This window comes from Staphylococcus sp. HGB0015, from assembly GCF_000411275.1.
Taxonomy (GTDB): Bacteria; Bacillota; Bacilli; order Staphylococcales; family Staphylococcaceae; genus Staphylococcus; species Staphylococcus schleiferi.
Map to the genome: position 1 here is coordinate 778,424 of NZ_KE150417.1, position 18,555 is coordinate 796,978.

The following is an 18,555-nucleotide window of genomic DNA, read 5'->3' on the forward strand; positions in this document are numbered from 1 at the left end:
TCATGAGGTTTTCTGTTAAATGGTCTGTTTTAGTACTCTGTAATTTTAGGTTCTTAGTCAACATCGGTTGGCGAGACGATAACGCATTAAGCAACGTTATTTTGTTGTTTAATGCGTTTTTTATATTCACTTAGAAATACCTTGGAAATGATTAAGATTCTATTCCTAAAATTCCAGAAATTTCTATAGCCATAAGAAACCCGTTTAATCAGTTTTATTTTATTATTAATGCCCTCAATTGGCCTTCGTATAATAATGCCTTTACGTTTTTATGTACATGTAATCCTAGATTTTGAGTGATTTTTAAATTTTTGACTTTAATTCCAAGCATTTCTGATATATCATTATACATAGGCACAATATCTCCTTAATGGTTTGTTTAGGCACTTACAATTATAGAGATATTTGTGCTTTTTTGATATCAAAAATTAAAATAACGGTCAGTGAATATTTCACCAACCGTTAAAAAATATACAACCTTATTTAATGCACTTGCATATTGGATACACTAAAATTCAGAATTTAATTTTTATGTTCAATATTGTTAATCACTTGTTCATATGATGCATCTGAAAGGTTAGTATGTGTTGTAGCAACAAATTGTTGTAATGCATTTTGGAAATCTTGGTTGTTTTCACAAGTATAAACTTGACTATATGGTGTTGCATCACCATCAATACGTTCTCCATTTTGTTTCGCGCAGTAGATCACGCCAATTGTAGAAACCGGCACATCTACTAAGGATTCAAAATGCATTTGCAGATTTTGTGTTGCTTTCTCAGCCATTTCATATGAATCATATTTGTTAAATTGATACGTCACTTCATTCTCATGAATGTTTTCACTAAATGTATAGTGTGTTCTTAATTCTGATTGAAATTGGTTGTGATATTGGTAGGCAATGTAATGCCCTACAATTTGATGAATGTCACTTTCATCTTTTAAAGGTAAGCGTCCTTCAAAGTGATAGAATGTTTTCGCTTTTAAAGCTTTAAGATTCAATAGAATTAAACCAATATTTGTGACTACAAGAATATCAAACTGCGAAATAAAAGGATATATCGTATTCTTAGGTGCAATTTGACTTGTAGTAAATATACGATAATGACGGATTTTCTCATCATCAACAAGTGCATCCAAATCTTCAGTTAATGTCTGTTTGGCACGGCGCAAGTCGAGATGATATTCACTTGAATCTTTTTCTTTAGTTTGGAATTGATATTTTTCTTGCTTCATTTTAGATATTTTATTTAACAGCTGACTCTTTGTATAAAGTTCAACTTCTAATTTGTTTTGATAAAATTTAACACGCAATAAACTGAGCAAGACAATAATAAATAAGGCAGATATGATAACCCAAATCATAATTGACATGGCATTTATCCTCCTTTCATAACCTTGTTGTAATGAGATATAAGTTAATATTTATCTTATGTTAATTTTAAATGAATGTCTAATTTCATGCATGTATAAAGTGAAAATATTTTTGAATAATAAAAAGACAGATACCACGGAGAATGATATCTGTTATATCGTACGGTCATTTTGTTGGGGTAGAAGGCCTATTGAAGCACTTCTTTTTGGATTTGGTTAAAATCATCTAATAATTGATTCATCGTCTTAGCTTGTTTGTCATCAATAGTAATAAACACTTTTCTTTCATCTTCTGTAGAACGTTCTTTACCAATGATGTCTTTTTCAGTCAACGCCGTTAAAGATTTATGTATCTCCATTAAACTGAAGTCAATCGATTGTTTGACTTTGTGCAAAGAAATACGGCGGCTATTTGTCGTTTTTAAGTGATATAAAAACAAGATGTCATTCAACTTGAGACCATGTTGCTTTTTTAATTCACTGATAATTTTCTTTCTATTTGATTCATAAAAGAAGATAGCTTCAGTTTCCATTTTAAAATGGTTATTCATAATTTCACTCCTTTTCTAAATTCTTAATACCCTAAGTCATATTATATTAAAATTTTTATAGTTTTAAAAGAATATTCTTAAGGAAATTCAAAAAAACTGTTTATGTCATTTAAAAGTACACAAAATATCCAATCCATACATGTAAAATTTTAACTGTTATTAAATAGGAATTCAATTATTTTTAAACCGAAATAGTTATTGTTCAAATGTAGGAGTGATATATTTAATAGCTTACAATGAAATAATATATAATTCAACGTAAAAGTATGAATATTAAAGATTTTTGTTATTAAATTTTCTGAAACTAAACAACTATTACTAGTATTATAATTTAATAATGGATTTGCATTGCCTAAAGATTATAATTATTATACTTAATAAAAAAATATCAAAATAATTGTGACAAATGTAGTAACAAATGTTTTTTTAACGCAAGTTGATTGATAAGTGAAAACTTATCTTGTATAATTACTGTCATGTGTAAGCGTTTTCTAAGGAGGTGCGAATTGATGGAAGGAAATCAAAAATGCCATGTCAATCAATTGATGTACACATTAATTGAACGTGTTCCCAATGATTTTAAATTTCACGGAGAAGCAGCGACTAATTTATTTTTAAATGATCAGTTATGTTTGGAAGATGGGATAGAAATATGCGTCAACAGAATGGATTTGTTGACCGTTTTAAGTGCGATTCCTCAGAATTATCGAATTAAGGGTTTGGATAAATATGGGAAAATGGTGAATTGTGAGAAGCATCGTCTACATCAAATCGCATCTGTAGAAATTTATGAAAATGAAATATTATTACTCAATATAATTATTTATGATGTAGATAATGAAGAGTGGATGTTCCGATTAAATAATAATATTAGAATTCCTGAAAAACAAATATATTATCATTCGTTAAAATGGAATGTGGATTATATAAAACCTGAAATAGTTTTGATGTATTTATTACATGAACCTGTGAGTCAAAAACAAGTTCAATATTGTCGCCACTTAATAGATCGCATGAGTTATTATCAGTTTATTACGTTAAAAGTGGCAGTAGGCGAAGATTTATTAAGAAAGTTACTTACAGAAAGAAGTACTTATCACTAACATCTCATTAGAGAGGGAGGATAAGTACTTCTTCTTTACTTATTTTAGATAACAATGTTGGTAGCACGCTTTGACTGCGTCGTCGGCATCTTTAGTAGATATACCAAACATCATTGAGATTTCAGATGAACCTTGATTAATCATTTTTAAGTTGATATTGGCCTGTGCGAGTGCGTCAGTAATTTTATTTGCTGTGCCTACCGCTGCACTCATTCCTTCACCGACAACCATTAAAATAGCCAAATCATTTTCAACACTTAATTCGTCAATTTCGCAGCGTTGACGGATTTCTTCTAATACTTTTTGTTCTTTTCCAGCGAGTTGTGCTGAGCGCATGATAATACTAATATTATCGATTCCAGACGGCATGTGGTCAAATGAAATATGATGTTTAGCCAAAATATCAAGAATATTCACGGTGAAGCCCACTTGTCTGTTCATTAAATACTTTTTAATGTTAATGCTCGTAAAGTTTTTATCACAACTGATACCGGTTACGACATTTTTTCGATCAATTTCTCGATCATGTACAATATAAGTCCCCGGATCATCAGGTCGATTTGTATTTTTAATAACAACAGGTATACGGTAACGATAAAGAGGTTGTAATGCTTCATCATGAAAGACACTAAATCCAGCGTAAGATAACTCACGCATTTCACGATAAGTAATTTCGCTAATAATTTCTGGTTTAGAAATCACTTTTGGATTTGCCCGATAAATCCCTGAAACATCTGTGAAGTTTTCATACAAATCAGCTTTAACACCTCGAGCTACAATGGCACCAGTAATATCTGAGCCGCCACGAGGGAATGTCACAATATGATTTGTTTCAGAATAGCCAAAAAAGCCAGGGATAATGATTTTTTTATCGTAGCTTTGAAGTTGGTTGATTTGGTCGTAACTTGATTCGAGAATTTGAGCATTACCCGGATCATCTGTCACAATAATACCCGCTTCTTTCGGTGACAAATACGTCGTTGGAATCCCTTGTTCATTATTATATGCAGCAATAATTTGAGCATTAAAATTTTCTCCTGAAGATTTCAGCGCATCTAATAAACGTGCAGGCTGATCTTTTAATGTAGAAATATGGTGTTCTAATGTTTGATCGATTTCGTTTAGGACATCTGTTTTCAGTGAGAGCCCATCAATAATATCTTGAAAACGTGTTAATATTTCTTCTTTTTTATGTATATAATCCAGCCCATTAACTACTTTTTCATACAACCTAATGAGAAGATCGGTTGTCTTGATATCATCATCATTTCGTTTACCAGGTGCAGAAACAACAACGATGCGTCTATCATTGTCACTGTTTACAATGTTTAAAACTTTTTTGATTTGTTCAGCAGACGCTACTGAACTCCCCCCAAATTTTGATACTTTCATAAATTTTGACAACCTTTCTTTAATGATGCTTTGCCTATTTAGTTTGTTAAAGACTAATGGTAATATAAAGGTATATTTCTAAATTTTTAGAACTTTACAAACTTTGTGAATGAATTTATACTAAACCATATTTACATATATTTCAACTGTACTTGAATAATTTTTGAGAGAATTTAAGCGGAGGGATTTAGATGAAACAACTCAATGTTGCGTTATTAGGATTAGGTACTGTCGGTTCAGGTGTCGTAAAAATCATTGAAGAGAACCATCAACAAATTAAAGATACAATTCAAAAAGATATCCACATCAAACATATTTTGGTCCGAGACACATCAAAAAAACGTCCATTGAACATTTCTCGATATCACTTAACCGAGGACATCAATGACATTTTAAATGACAATGATGTTGATATTATTATTGAAGTGATGGGTGGGATTGAGCCGACTGTGGACTGGTTAAAAGCAGCATTGACTCAAAAGAAACATGTCATTACGGCGAATAAAGATTTGTTGGCTGTTCACTTACGTGTTTTAGAAGACCTAGCACAAGAAAATGCAGTGGCGCTTAAATATGAAGCGAGTGTAGCTGGGGGTATACCGATTGTCAATGCAATAAACAATGGATTGAATGCGAATAATATCAGTAAATTCATGGGTGTCTTTAATGGTACTTCGAATTTTATTTTGACTAAAATGACAGAAGAAGGCACACCTTACGAAGATGCTTTAAAAGAAGCACAAGATTTAGGATTTGCAGAAGCCGATCCAACAGATGATGTTGAAGGTATCGATGCAGCGCGTAAAGTCGTTATTACTTCCTATTTATCATTTAACCAAGTAATTAATTTAAAAGATGTTGAAACAGAAGGGATTAGTGGTGTAACGACCCACGATATAGATGCAGCAAAAGCATTAGGATACAAGATTAAACTTATCGGTAAGGGTGCCTATGTCAGCGGTAAAGTGGAAGCATCCGTGAAACCGACTTTAATTGCGCATTCACACCAACTTGCAGCGGTTGAAAATGAATACAATGCGATATATGTTATCGGAGACGCTGTAGGAGAAACTATGTTTTATGGGAAAGGTGCCGGCAGTTTAGCGACAGGCTCAGCAGTCGTGAGTGACTTATTAAATGTTGCACTCCAATTTGAGTCTGATCTTCATACATTACCACCGCATTTTGAATTAAAAACCGATAAAACAAAAGAAATGATGGATGATGGCGAAACAGTAACGATAAAAGAAAAGGAAAGTTATTATTTAGTGGTTAATACACCTGAAGTTTCACAAAAACAAGTCGAAGCGACATTGAAAAGCAAGCTACCTTTTCATAAGTCTCTTCAAATTGAACCGTTATCGCCTCATAGTGTAGCAGTGGTTGTTGTAGGTGTTGATCATCATCCAACAACTTACGTCGAATCAGAAGAAGGCTATCACGTACAAAAAGTATATCCAGTTGAAGGAGTTTGATAAGCATGAAATTATGGAAAGGTCTTGTTGAAGAATATCAATCATTTTTACCAGTCACAGATGATACACCTAAAGTGACATTAAATGAAGGGCATACGCCTTTAATTTATTGCGATACAATTTCTGAAATGTTAGGTATCGAACTCTACGTCAAATATGAAGGTGCCAATCCTACAGGTTCATTTAAAGATAGAGGTATGGTGATGGCAGTCACTAAAGCTAAGGAACAAGGGCGTAAAATTGTGATTTGCGCATCAACAGGCAATACATCTGCTTCGGCAGCTGCTTATGCTGCAAGAGCAGGTTTAAAAGCGATTGTAGTTATTCCGGAAGGTAAAATCGCATTGGGTAAATTATCACAAGCTGTGATGTATGGTGCAGAAATTGTTTCTATTGAAGGAAATTTTGATGAAGCTTTAGAAATCGTAAAAGAAGTAGCGCAAGACGGTGAAATTGAATTAGTAAACTCTGTCAATCCATACCGAATTGAAGGTCAAAAAACAGGTGCATTTGAAATTGTCGACCAACTTGATGGACAAGCACCCGATGTTTTAGCGATACCAGTCGGTAATGCAGGCAATATTACTGCATATTGGAAAGGATTTAAAACTTATCATGATGCAAATCAATCTGGATTACCACAGATGTTTGGCTTTCAAGCAGAAGGCGCTTCGCCAATTGTGCAAAACAAAGTCGTGAAAAATCCAGAGACTATCGCAACGGCGATTCGTATTGGTAATCCTGCAAGTTGGGAGAAAGCAGTACAGGCTATTGATGAGTCACAAGGACTTATTGATGCTGTCACAGATGAAGAAATTTTAGAAGCTTATCAATTGATGACGTCTAAAGAAGGTATTTTTAGTGAGCCAGCAAGTAATGCGTCTATTGCAGGTCTGATTAAATTACATCGTCAAGGTCGACTCAAACCAGGACAACGTGTTGTTGCGGTATTAACAGGAAATGGTTTAAAAGATCCAGACACTGCGATTGGTTTATTAGAGAATCCAATTCAAGCATTACCAAATAATAAGGAAAGTATTATTCAATATATTAAGGATGCGTTACAATGACAAAAAATAATTTGAGCTTAAAAGTTCCCGCATCGACAGCGAATCTGGGTTGTGGCTTTGATTCAATTGGTATGGCATTGAACAAGTTTTTATACATCGAGGCGCAAATCATTTCAGGTGAAAAATGGAGATTTGTTCATGAAGGCCCGCATTTGGTCGGTTTACCTGAAGATGAGGGGCATTATATGTATCAGATTGCTCAAAAAGTGGCCAATAAGTATCAAGTGACCTTACCTGCTTTAGAAATAAGAATGTTTAGTGACATTCCTCTAGCGCGAGGTCTTGGCTCTTCGGCATCTGCACTTGTTGCTGCTTTATACATCGCCAATTATTTTGGTGATATAGAGTTATCCAAGTACGAGCTTTTACAACTTGCCACTAATATTGAAGGTCATCCTGATAATGTCGCACCGACGATTTATGGCGGATTAGTAGTGGGCTATCATAATGAAGAAACACATGTCACAAGTGTTGCACATATTGATGTACCAGATGTTGATTTTATCGTTACAATACCAAGCTATGAGTTAGCGACAACAACAGCACGAAAAGTATTGCCAGAGACACTGACGCATAAAGAAGCGGTGAAATATAGCGCTATTAGCAATACCATGATAAGTGCGCTAATTCAGCATAATTATGTTCTCGCAGGTCAAATGATGGAACAAGATGGCTTGCACGAACCGTTTCGTCAACATCTTATTCAAGATTTTGATCAAATTAAAACAATTGCTCATCGTTATCATGCTTATGCCACTGTTTTATCAGGAGCGGGGCCAACCATTTTAACGATGGTAAAAAAAGAAAACAGCGGTCCGCTTGTGCGCGCATTACGCAAAGAAGTTAAAAGTTGTCATTCAGAGTTAGCAACTGTAAATACAACAGGTGTGGTGAGCGACGTCATTCATCATTATTAAACAGGTACCGTGTCGCGTTTGATTTACATATCAAATAAGATGGAAACTTGACACTGAAATATTATACATTTAGTCTAATGTGGGCTTTAAATAAAAGGTGCATAGATGTACTCTTTACGTATGTTTTTGTATGAAAGTTTGTACATTCTTAGTCATCTTTGCCGTGGAAGGGTGGGACGAATCCGAATTGATTTCTGTCTCACTCTTCTTTTTTATCTGTGTTGATTCATTAGTGCACTATAAAAGGACTTTATTTGTTATTTACCAATCGGTTTGATTGTATATGTTCGGAAGACTATTGTAAGATATAAACAAGTTGAAAGGAGATTGTTAGATGAAAATTGAATTAATTGTAATGGATATGGATGATACATTAATGACTTCTGAAAACCATCTTTCAGAAAAAACAAAATCTTATTTGCTTGATCTACAAAATGAAGGTTATAAACTTGCTTTAGCTTCAGGTCGTCCGACTGAAGGGATGTTACCGACAGCAAAAGAACTTAAAATGGATCAGTATGGCAGTTATATAATGAGCTATAACGGTGCTCAAACAACTGATTTAGCTGCTGATAAGGTTGTATCAAAAAAAGATATTGAGAAGGAAGAATTTGATAAAATTGTAGATTTTTGTCGAGAACATGATTTATTTGTTCTTACGTATGATCACGGCAAGATTATCTTTGATGGTGAACATGAATACATGAATCGAGAATCTGAATTGACTGGTTTAGAAATGGAAAAAGTAGATGATTTGAAAAGTTACATTCAAAAATCAGTTCCGAAAGTAATGGGTGTTGACTTTGAAGAAAACATTGAAAAAATTACTAAACAATTCGGAAACGAATTTAATGAAGCTATCGACATGACTACAAGTAAACCATTTTTCCTAGAATTCATGAGAAAAAGCGTTTCAAAAGGTGCAGCCATTGAAGCGTTAGCGGAGCGATTGGATATTGATGTAAATTATATTGTAGCTTTTGGTGATAGCGCCAATGATTTAGAAATGTTTAAAACTGCTGGGACTGCAGTTGCAATGGATAATGCATCTGATGAAGTAAAAGAACAAGCAGATATGGTAACCAAAAGTAATGATGAAGATGGAATTCCATACGCGTTAGAACAACTTATAAACAAATAAGCAGCACTCGGACTCGTGAAATAAAATAGATTAAAGCCGTACACTGTTCGCATATAAAAATTTAAAAAGCAACACAAGTCTTTAGATAACGATAAAATGGATTATAAAGTGAAATTCAACTGTTATCATTATGACTTGTGTTGTTTTTTATGGAACAAATAGATGATGCTATTTTGCAGTATGTGTCCATTCGTGTTTGCCACGATGACGTTTAATATGGGCATACACTTGATCTGCAGTATAGTCTAAGTTCGTATAGACTGTAATTGTGAATGCAGATTGATTCGCTTCAAACTCAGAGTCTAAATATAGTTCTTTTAAATGTTGAAATAAATTGTTCATCTGATCATGGGTTAAGCTACTATATTCTCTTAACGTACGTTTTGCTAATTGCCCATTTTTATTTTCTAAAGCTTGAACGACGATGACAAAACGTTCATCCGGCTTTAAAACATCATCGAAAAGGTTTGTTTGACCGACCATACAATAACCACCTTTACAATTTATTAACTTAATTATACATTATTTAACGATTTATAGTAAATGGGAGATAAATAGGTTTTCACATCAATATAGGCAAGTTAAAAATGATGGGGGATAAAAAGAAACATGGAGCGTGACTTTGTACGTCTCACTCCATGATAGTGCACGATGACTACTGAAAATAGTCATCGAGTATAGGGTGTAATTCAAGAAAGTGATTAAAGTGATATTTATGATTCGCGATAGGACTCATGTTCACTTAAATCTATTTCTTCAAGAGGAATCACTTTTGTTTTATTGATTGCTTTGTGTACGAAATAAACAACAATTAGCACAATAATAGGTAAAAAGCTTTGAAGTAATTTAGAAACTTCAAAATGAACAATAGCTTCTGCTGAACTACCAAATATTAAGAACAACAAGATTGCAATAACGATAATCGGTCCCACAGGGAAGAACGGTGCTTTATACGCAAGTAGTTGATCAATATCTTTATTTTGTTTCTTAATTGCACGTCTCATTCGGATTTGTGCAATTAAACTTGAGCCCCATACAAATGTGACCAGTGCACCAATAATATTTAGCAACCCAATGACGCTTTTTGGATTGTAATTGGCATAGAGCGTAACAATCGCAATAAAAATAAAAGTTGTAAATAAAGCATTTAAAGGTAATTTTGAGCGATGATGAATTTTACCTAAAAATTGAGGCGCTTGCCCATGTTGACTTAATGAATAAAGCATACGACTTGTAGTAAAGACACCAGAATTAGCTGCTGAAAGTAATGAAGTTAAAATGACCGCATTAATAACAGAAGCAGCAAATGCAATACCTACTTTGTCGAATACAATCGTAAATGGGCTTTGTGCAATGGATCCACTCTCGTTAAGTAATGTCGGATCAGTATAAGCTAAAATGGCTGAAATAACAGCGATGGATAATATATAAAACAGTAAAATTCTCCAGAACACTTGTTTAATCGCCTTAGGCATAGATTCTCTTGGATTATCAGATTCCCCTGCAGTTACCGCCACAACTTCAGTACCACCAACTGAAAATCCAGCAATTAACAGCACGCTTAAAAATCCTGAAATGCCGCCTACGAACGGTGCTTCTCCAATCGTAAAGTTTTTAAGACCATAGTAATGCCCACCTAGAATACCAAAAATCATTAAAATACCGAGTATTATGAAAATAATAATTGTAATGACTTTGATTAATGAGAGCCAAAACTCAGCTTCTCCAAAGGCTTTTACAGTGAATACATTAACTAAGAATAGTAATGTTAGAAAAAGCAGACTCCAAACAAGAGGTGAGAAGAAATGAAAGGTATCCCAATAACTAATCACATTAGATGCGACGATGACATCTACACTTGTAACCAACGACCAGATAGTCCAATAAAGCCATCCCATCGTGAAACCAAGTGACGGATCAACGAAACGTGTTGCATAACTACTAAATGCACCTGACACTGGATAAAATGTAGCCATTTCCCCGATAGATGACATTAAAAAGTACAACATAATACCTATAATCATGTATGCGAGTATGGCACCACCTGGGCCAGCTTGTGCGATAACGCCACCGGTTGCTACAAACAATCCTGTTCCGATAGCACCCCCAATGGCAATCATTGTGATATGCCTTGATTGGAGGGTTCTACTCAAATTCTTTTCTGCCATAAACAATTTCTCCTCATAATTTAGATTTTCATTTATTTTACTTCTAAAGTAGTATAGTTTCAATAGAAATTTAAGACTTTAAAGTGATAAAAATAAGGTTTTTAAGCATATTCATTAAGAGTGGAATATGCCAAATAGCCTGGATGGCGTTTAAGGCTACGATTCAATTTTGCTTCTAAGTAATTAAAATAGTAAGCAAACATTTCGTTCAGTGGGCTAAATAAAAGAGGAGTAGACTCAAAATTTAACATGGTATGTATAACATAATAAATATATACTGAAGAGAGTTTGAAGTGACTCAATTGACTTCATTGAGCTTTAAAACACATAAAAAAGTCAAATTACGTATTCGCGTGTGTGACGTAATTTGACTGGTGTCGTATTTTAAATAAAAGATAGGTATCCTGCTCTACTGTTAAAAGAGCCTAGGACATAAATAATTCAACTCAAAATTAATAATCAAATCGTTTAAATATAAAAATCCTCAATGAATGTCTAATTGCCTCGAAAATATGACAAGGCAATGACACTTGTGATTTAAGTTAAAGAAATGATAGATTCATTTTCTTTTATACTTTATAATCGTAGTGTTATGATATAAGCACTACGATTATTTAGTTTCTCTGTGTAAAGTATGTTTGTTTAATCTTGGGCAGTATTTCATCATTTCAATACGCTCAGGATTAGTTCGTTTGTTTTTAGTTGTGATATAGTTACGATCACCACATTCAGTACATGCTAAAGTAACGTTTACGCGCATGGGTAGGACCTCCTTTTCAAATTGAAACTATTACGATTTAATATTTTAGCATGTCACTCCATTTTTGCCAACTCTTTTTTACTTTTTTATATTTTAAAGGCTTGCGAATAGGGAAAAGAATGTGCTATGATGTAAAACGTAATAATTACGATTCAAAGGAGTTGTTCATATAAATGGCTAAGAAGTCTAAAATAGCTAAAGAGAAAAAAAGAGAAGAAATGGTCGCTAAATATGCTGAAATTAGAAGAGAATTAAAAGCAAAAGGTGACTATGAAGGTCTTAAAAAATTACCTAGAGACGCATCACCTACACGTTTAACTCGTAGATGTAAAGTTACAGGTCGTCCTCGTGGTGTTATGCGTAAATTTGAAATGTCTCGTATCGCATTTAGAGAACATGCACACAAAGGACAAATCCCTGGTGTTAAAAAATCAAGCTGGTAAAACCGATCTCCCTTTATTTACTTTGTTTCCTAAAGATAGTATATTATCATAGGAATAAATATATAAAGGGGCTTTTTTTATGAAAATTTTTGATTATGAAGATATACAACTCATCCCTAATAAAAGTGTAGTTAAAAGTCGTTCAGAAATCGATACTTCCATTCAATTTGGACCGAAGCGTTTTAAATTACCTGTTGTCCCAGCAAATATGCAAACCGTGATGAATGAATCATTGGCAGAGTGGTTTGCTCAAAATGATTACTTCTATATTATGCATAGATTTGACGAAGCAGCACGTTTACCATTCGTTAAAAGAATGCATGAAAAAGGCTACTTTGCATCAATTTCAGTAGGTGTAAAACAAGGTGAATTTGATTTTATCAATCAATTAAAAGCAGAAGGTCTTTCTCCTGAGTATATTACAATCGATATTGCACACGGTCATTCAGATCAAGTTATTGAAATGATTCAGCATATTAAAAAACAATTACCGAATGTATTTGTTATCGCAGGGAATGTGGGTACCCCTGAAGGCGTAAGAGAACTTGAAAATGCGGGTGCAGATGCTACAAAAGTAGGTATCGGTCCAGGTCGCGTGTGTATCACTAAAATTAAAACTGGTTTTGGTACCGGTGGATGGCAACTGGCAGCGGTGAATCACTGTAGTAAAGCGGCGCGTAAACCGATTATTGCAGACGGTGGTATTCGAACACATGGTGATATCGCAAAATCAATCCGTTTTGGTGCTTCAATGGTAATGATAGGGTCATTATTTGCTGCCCATGAAGAATCACCAGGAGAAACGGTTGAAATAGATGGTAAAACTTACAAGGAATACTTCGGTAGTGCATCAGAATTTCAAAAAGGTGAACGTAAAAATGTTGAGGGTAAAAAAATGTTTGTCGAACATAAAGGTGCATTAAAAGATACCCTCACTGAAATGAAAGAAGACTTACAAAGTTCGATTTCATATGCAGGTGGCAAAGACATTGATGCGCTCAGAAAGGTAGACTACGTCATCGTTCGTAATTCTATTTTTAATGGTGACAGAGATTAAAGGAGCTGTTGATCATCCGTAAATTCCTTTTGTTTTTTCTTATAGGATTGTTAATCATTCTTTTTGTCCCCATTCAACCGAGTACGGTAATATCTGATTTTGTGAAGCCAGCGAATGAAAAAATTGATCAATTTGTCGATGGTGAAACAAATGAAACGACGTTAAAAACGCCAGAACAGCAAGTTTTTGCGATGAGGAATATTCAAATGAATATGACTAAAAAGCAAGTTGAAGCAAAACTTGGGCAACCAGTATCCAAAATAGGAAACGAATATGGTACACGTTGGTATGTCTACCATCATGATTTTAACGAATTTGTCATGGTCAGTTTTATCAATGATAAAGTACACGGGTTGTATACGAATCAAAATATGATTACTTCTAAAAATGGGATTAAATATGGAAGCCCTAAAGATTTTGTCCGTGATAAACTCGGAACACCTGTAGAGGAAATTAAAAAAGGTCATACGATTTATAAAAAAGAGCAACAAGATTATGATATTTTTGATAAAAATGGCATCTACACAACTGCTTTCTATGATAAATATGACAACAATCGACTCATGGGATTGATGCAAATCAGTCATACGATGGAGAATAAATTAAATGCGCAGTACGCTGCCCCTTCAAAATATTTGAGTGATAGTTTTGAAAAAGGTGATTATGTCTTGTTAAATGCTACAAGAGTTCAAAAAGGCTTAAAACCATTAGCTTATTCTGATTCTCTTGCGCAAACAGCAAGAAAGCATAGTACTGATATGGCAAAAAATCATTACTTTGATCATAATGATTTAAGCGGTAAAACACCATTTGATCGTATTAAAGCTGATGGACATCAATATCAAGTTGCTGCAGAAAACTTAGCATATGGTCAAACGAGTCCTATATATGCCCATCATGGACTTATGAATTCTAAAGGACATCGTAAAAATATATTGAATAGAAGTGTGAAAACAATAGGTATTGGTGTTGATTTTAATTCAGACCGTCAACCATTTTTCACAGAAAACTATATCGGTTAATGTTTGATGCTGAGATAAAGGGGAATAGCTTCTTTGGAAGTGATTAACAGTGAATATGATTTGGAGAAAAGAAATTAATCAACAAAATCAACCTCCTTTAAATCAATCGGAAGATATTTTAGATCGTATTAAAAAATTACTCAATAAAAAATAAAAAAATAAAGCGAGCGACTAATGAATGTGCTTCATTAAGTCGCTTGCTTTTTTTAGAAGGAGTGATCAAATGTCATTTTTACATTTCTCTGAATAAGCCAATCACTTTTCCGAGTACAGTGACATTATCTAAATAAATAGGTTCTAAACTACTGTTTTCTGGTTGAAGACGGTATCTATTTTTTTCTTTATAAAATCTTTTTACTGTAGCCTCGTCTTCATCAGTCATAGCTACAATGATGTCACCATTTTCAGCGATAGATTGGCTTCTAACGATAACTTTATCTCCGTCTAATATACCAGCTTCAATCATACTCTCTCCTATAACATTTAGGATGAATATTTGGCCGTTATGTGTTGAAGTGAAATGTTCTGGTAATGGGTAGTATTCTTCAACGTTCTCAATAGCAGAAATAGGTGTCCCTGCAGTAACCTTACCAATGACAGGCACATAGATCGTTTCTTCCATATTCACAGGTTCTCCCATGAGTTCATTCACAATTTCTATGGCACGAGGCTTAGTGGGGTCTCGTCTAATATACCCTTTTTCTTCTAATCTAGATAAATGACCGTGCACAGTTGAACTTGAAGCTAAACCAACTGCTTCACCGATTTCTCGAACACTCGGTGGATACCCTTTTGTTTGCACGACATGCTTTATAAATTCAAATATTTCGCTTTGTCTCTTTGTGAGCTCTCTCATTTCGCACACTCCTTCTTCGCTTGGTTTGAAATTAGTATAACATATTGATGAAATAATCACAAACGTTTGTTCGTTTTGATGTTGACATAGAACATTTGTTCTGTTAGAGTATTAATACAAACAAACGTTCTAGGAGTGATAGCAATGATTCATGTTAAAATTTCAGAAATATACCTGTTCTTAGCGGTATTTATCATATCTATACTACTTTTCTTTACATTCTTTGTATTAGCAAGCGATAGTAGCCATACAGAACAAACGTACGAAATGACAGATCATCAATTGAAAACAAACCAAACAGAAAAAGTTCAAAAACACGAACACATCGATACGAATCAGCCAGCCATTGCGACAACACTTGGTCGTTAATCAAAATCAACTTTTTCTGCGTACGAAATACTTTTAACCTCCATTTTTACTTCCATTTCTTTTCCAATTAGACATCCCATATATTATGACACATCGAAGTTTTCAGTCTCATTTGAACCTCGAGTCAAAATATGCTCGAGGTCAGTTAGACTGGTAGACGAACTATTGATAAAGTCTATAAAAGAAAAAGACAACCTTCTTTTGAATTAGCTATTTTAATTTTTTAATAAATTGTACCTTTCTATATGCCTATTTTTTCACAAGATAAGAAAGATTTGACTATAAAACGGACGCTATTCCGCTTAAATTGTAATATAAGTCCAAGTGTTTGGTTTTATCCACTATATCTGTTATATTTTTGAAAAGAAAATGACGGAGGGAATTGATGATGTTTACTCAAGAAAAATTGAATCGAATCAATGAATTAGCTAATAAGAAAAAGCAAGAGGGTTTAACAGAAAGTGAAGCAAAAGAGCAATCACAATTGAGAAGTGAATATTTAGAAATGTTCAGAAGTAGCTTCAAAAGCCAAATTGAGAACACTAAAGTGATTGATCCAGAAGGTAATGATGTTACACCTGAAAAACTTAAAGAAATCCAAAAGAAAAATCATTTACGTAACTAATCTAAAATTAGTTTATATTTGCTGATTGGCATGCTGATTTATTAGGCTTTATACTACCATTTCGGTTATAATGAAAATATGATGAGCATTCGAAAGGAAGGAAGTAATAATATGACAGAAACAAAAGATCAACTTGCGATTAATACATTACGTGGTTTAAGTATTGACGCCATTGAAAAAGCAAATTCAGGACACCCTGGATTACCAATGGGTGCAGCACCTATGGCTTATACTTTATGGACACGTCATTTGAATTTCAACCCTAATTCAAATGAATATTTTAACAGAGACCGTTTCATTTTATCAGCGGGTCATGGTTCAGCATTATTGTACAGCTTACTCCATGTTTCAGGAAGCTTAGAATTAGAAGAGCTTAAACAATTCAGACAATGGGGTTCTAAAACACCAGGACATCCAGAATATCACCATACTAAAGGTGTAGAAATTACAACTGGTCCACTAGGTCAAGGTTTTGCAATGTCTGTAGGTATGGCAATGGCTGAGAAACATTTAGCAGCTAAATTTAATAAAGACATCGAAGTAGTCAACCACTATACGTATGTTTTAGCTTCTGACGGAGATTTAATGGAAGGTATTTCTCATGAAGCAGCATCATTAGCAGGACATTTAAAACTAGACAAACTCATTACACTTTATGATTCTAACAACATTTCTTTAGATGGTGAGACAAATAAATCATTTTCTGAAGATATTAAAAAACGTTTTGAGGCGTATGGTTGGAACCATATTCTTGTTAAAGATGGTAATGACGTAGAGGCTATCGACAAAGCCATTTCTGAAGCTAAACAACAAAATGGTCCGACAATCATTGAAGTTAAAACGATTATTGGTGAAGGTTCACCAAACAAATCAAATAGTAATTCAGTTCATGGTGCACCTTTAGGTGAAGAAGAACGTAAGCTTACATTTGAAAACTATCAATTAGATAGTTCTAAATATTTCCATGTTGACGACGAAGTTTATGAAATCTTCAATTCAACAATGATTAAACGTGCCAATGAAAATGAAGATGAATGGCATAAAAAAGTTGAAGCATACAGTCAACAATATCCTGAATTATACAAAGAGTTTAAAGATGCTTTAGAAGGCCGTTTACCTGAAGGTTATGAAGCTGAACTTCCAAAATTCGAATTAGGTCATAAAGGTGCTTCACGTGCAGACTCAGGAGATGTAATTCAAGCATTAAGTAAAGCTGTTCCAACATTATTTGGTGGTTCTGCTGACTTAGCATCTTCAAATAAATCAAATGTAAAAGAAGAAACAGACTTCTCAGCTGAAAATGGCGAAGGTAAAAACGTATGGTTCGGTGTGCGTGAATTTGCGATGGCTGCTGCCGTTAATGGTATGGCTGCACATGGTGGTTTACATCCATACGGTGCAACATTCTTTGTATTTAGTGACTATTTAAAACCTGCTTTACGTTTAGCAGCAATAATGGGACTTCGTTCTACATTTGTGTTTACACACGATTCAATCGCTGTTGGTGAAGATGGTCCTACACATGAACCAATCGAACAATTGGCAGGCTTAAGAGCCATTCCAAATCTTAACGTGATTCGTCCAGCTGATGGTAATGAAACACGTGTTGCATGGAAAGTTGCTGTTGAATCAAACGGTATCCCAACTGCTTTAGTATTAACACGTCAAGGTTTACCAGTGTTAGATGTAGAAGAATCTGTTGTAGAAGAAGGCGTTAGAAAAGGTGCATATGTCGTTTATGAAACTGAAAAAGCGCCTGAGTATGTTTTATTAGCTTCTGGTTCTGAAGTAAGTTTAACAGTTGAAGTTGCAAAAGCACTTGAAGAACAAGGTAAAGGTGTTCGTGTTGTATCAATGCCAAACTGGAATGCATTTGAAGCACAATCAAAAGCGTACCAAGACGAAATTTTATTACCACACGTGGAAAAACGTGTTGCTGTTGAAATGGCATCATCACTTGGTTGGCATAAATATGTAGGTATGCACGGTCTTGTTGTAGGTATTGATCGTTATGGCGCAAGTGCCCCTGGCGACTTAGTTGTCGAAAAATATGGTTTTACAAAAGAAAACATATTATCTGAAATTGAAAAATTATAATTGATGATCGCATTCAAAAGTCGAGCTTGATTTGTTCAAAATTGAGCTTGGCTTTTCTTTTAGTTATTCATATAAGTTTGCTTTCATATCTTGAAAAGAATACATAATTTTAGTAAAATGCAAAAGGATACAGAA

Annotated in this window: 19 protein-coding genes and 1 pseudogene; 11 read left to right on the top strand and 9 right to left on the bottom strand. The window is 34.1% G+C overall.

What is annotated here, in order from left to right:
* Positions 1-86: 86 nt before the first annotated feature.
* From HMPREF1208_RS11755 to HMPREF1208_RS03585, 4 genes and pseudogenes are all read right to left on the bottom strand, one after another.
* Positions 87-242, bottom strand: a pseudogene (locus HMPREF1208_RS11755) (transposase); the annotation flags it as partial.
* Positions 215-352, bottom strand: coding sequence for a hypothetical protein (locus HMPREF1208_RS12030; protein WP_016424987.1), 138 nt, complete (start codon positions 350-352; stop codon positions 215-217). The gene HMPREF1208_RS12030 and the pseudogene HMPREF1208_RS11755, both read right to left, overlap by 28 nt.
* Before the next feature lie 170 nt (positions 353-522).
* Entirely contained in the window at positions 523-1,374 is an 852-nt protein-coding gene (locus HMPREF1208_RS03580; protein WP_016424988.1) for a hypothetical protein, read from the bottom strand.
* Between the two features lie 188 nt (positions 1,375-1,562).
* Positions 1,563-1,925 (bottom strand): transcriptional regulator, SarA/Rot family, encoded by a 363-nt coding sequence (locus HMPREF1208_RS03585; RefSeq protein WP_016424989.1) that lies wholly within the window; start codon positions 1,923-1,925, stop codon positions 1,563-1,565.
* Between the two features lie 509 nt (positions 1,926-2,434).
* On the opposite strand from HMPREF1208_RS03585, the gene HMPREF1208_RS03590 reads away from it, so the two are divergent.
* Entirely contained in the window at positions 2,435-3,028 is a 594-nt protein-coding gene (locus tag HMPREF1208_RS03590) for a hypothetical protein (protein ID WP_016424990.1), read from the top strand.
* 39 nt (positions 3,029-3,067) lie between these two features.
* Here HMPREF1208_RS03590 and HMPREF1208_RS03595 read toward each other — a convergent pair whose 3' ends face one another.
* Complete coding sequence (locus tag HMPREF1208_RS03595; RefSeq protein WP_016424991.1) at positions 3,068-4,420, bottom strand: aspartate kinase; 1,353 nt, start codon at positions 4,418-4,420, stop codon at positions 3,068-3,070.
* Between the two features lie 191 nt (positions 4,421-4,611).
* On the opposite strand from HMPREF1208_RS03595, the gene HMPREF1208_RS03600 reads away from it, so the two are divergent.
* The 4 genes from HMPREF1208_RS03600 (at position 4,612) to HMPREF1208_RS03615 (ending at position 9,023) form a co-directional block, all read left to right on the top strand.
* Positions 4,612-5,895: a homoserine dehydrogenase gene (locus HMPREF1208_RS03600; RefSeq protein WP_016424992.1), complete on the top strand. Its 1,284-nt coding sequence runs from the start codon at positions 4,612-4,614 to the stop codon at positions 5,893-5,895.
* A 5-nt stretch (positions 5,896-5,900) separates the two neighbouring features.
* Positions 5,901-6,965: a threonine synthase gene (thrC, locus tag HMPREF1208_RS03605; RefSeq protein ID WP_016424993.1), complete on the top strand. Its 1,065-nt coding sequence runs from the start codon at positions 5,901-5,903 to the stop codon at positions 6,963-6,965.
* The gene (gene thrB / locus HMPREF1208_RS03610; RefSeq protein WP_016424994.1) at positions 6,962-7,882 is read left to right on the top strand and encodes a homoserine kinase; all 921 of its coding nucleotides are present in this window, start codon (positions 6,962-6,964) and stop codon (positions 7,880-7,882) included. The genes thrC and thrB overlap by 4 nt, the downstream gene beginning before the upstream one ends.
* Before the next feature lie 334 nt (positions 7,883-8,216).
* Entirely contained in the window at positions 8,217-9,023 is an 807-nt protein-coding gene (locus HMPREF1208_RS03615; RefSeq protein WP_016424995.1) for a Cof-type HAD-IIB family hydrolase, read from the top strand.
* A 168-nt stretch (positions 9,024-9,191) separates the two neighbouring features.
* Here the strand turns inward: HMPREF1208_RS03615 and HMPREF1208_RS03620 are convergent, their stop codons facing one another.
* From HMPREF1208_RS03620 to rpmG, 3 genes are all read right to left on the bottom strand, one after another.
* Positions 9,192-9,506, bottom strand: coding sequence for a hypothetical protein (locus tag HMPREF1208_RS03620; RefSeq protein ID WP_016424996.1), 315 nt, complete (start codon positions 9,504-9,506; stop codon positions 9,192-9,194).
* Between the two features lie 230 nt (positions 9,507-9,736).
* On the bottom strand, positions 9,737-11,191 hold the full coding sequence (locus HMPREF1208_RS03625) for an amino acid permease (protein ID WP_016424997.1): 1,455 nt from the start codon (positions 11,189-11,191) through the stop codon (positions 9,737-9,739).
* Positions 11,192-11,801: 610 nt separating this feature from the next.
* Complete coding sequence (gene rpmG / locus HMPREF1208_RS03630; protein WP_014613994.1) at positions 11,802-11,951, bottom strand: 50S ribosomal protein L33; 150 nt, start codon at positions 11,949-11,951, stop codon at positions 11,802-11,804.
* Between the two features lie 173 nt (positions 11,952-12,124).
* On the opposite strand from rpmG, the gene rpsN reads away from it, so the two are divergent.
* The 3 genes from rpsN to HMPREF1208_RS03645 all read left to right on the top strand — a co-directional run bounded on the left by rpsN (position 12,125) and on the right by HMPREF1208_RS03645 (position 14,473).
* Positions 12,125-12,394, top strand: coding sequence for a 30S ribosomal protein S14 (rpsN, locus tag HMPREF1208_RS03635; RefSeq protein WP_016424998.1), 270 nt, complete (start codon positions 12,125-12,127; stop codon positions 12,392-12,394).
* Between the two features lie 79 nt (positions 12,395-12,473).
* Positions 12,474-13,451 (top strand): GMP reductase, encoded by a 978-nt coding sequence (gene guaC, locus HMPREF1208_RS03640; protein WP_016424999.1) that lies wholly within the window; start codon positions 12,474-12,476, stop codon positions 13,449-13,451.
* A gap of 5 nt (positions 13,452-13,456) precedes the next feature.
* A complete protein-coding gene (locus HMPREF1208_RS03645) occupies positions 13,457-14,473 on the top strand; it encodes a CAP-associated domain-containing protein (protein ID WP_170166963.1) in 1,017 nt (338 codons plus the stop codon).
* Between the two features lie 232 nt (positions 14,474-14,705).
* Here the strand turns inward: HMPREF1208_RS03645 and lexA are convergent, their stop codons facing one another.
* On the bottom strand, positions 14,706-15,329 hold the full coding sequence (gene lexA / locus HMPREF1208_RS03650) for a transcriptional repressor LexA (RefSeq protein ID WP_016425001.1): 624 nt from the start codon (positions 15,327-15,329) through the stop codon (positions 14,706-14,708).
* A 144-nt stretch (positions 15,330-15,473) separates the two neighbouring features.
* Between lexA and sosA the strand changes: the two genes are divergently transcribed.
* From sosA to tkt, 3 genes are all read left to right on the top strand, one after another.
* Entirely contained in the window at positions 15,474-15,698 is a 225-nt protein-coding gene (gene sosA / locus HMPREF1208_RS03655; RefSeq protein ID WP_016425002.1) for a DNA damage-induced cell division inhibitor SosA, read from the top strand.
* A gap of 388 nt (positions 15,699-16,086) precedes the next feature.
* Positions 16,087-16,323 (top strand): DUF896 domain-containing protein, encoded by a 237-nt coding sequence (locus HMPREF1208_RS03660; protein ID WP_037559263.1) that lies wholly within the window; start codon positions 16,087-16,089, stop codon positions 16,321-16,323.
* Positions 16,324-16,434: 111 nt separating this feature from the next.
* Positions 16,435-18,420 (top strand): transketolase, encoded by a 1,986-nt coding sequence (gene tkt, locus HMPREF1208_RS03665; protein ID WP_016425004.1) that lies wholly within the window; start codon positions 16,435-16,437, stop codon positions 18,418-18,420.
* The last annotated feature ends 135 nt before the right edge of the window (positions 18,421-18,555 follow it).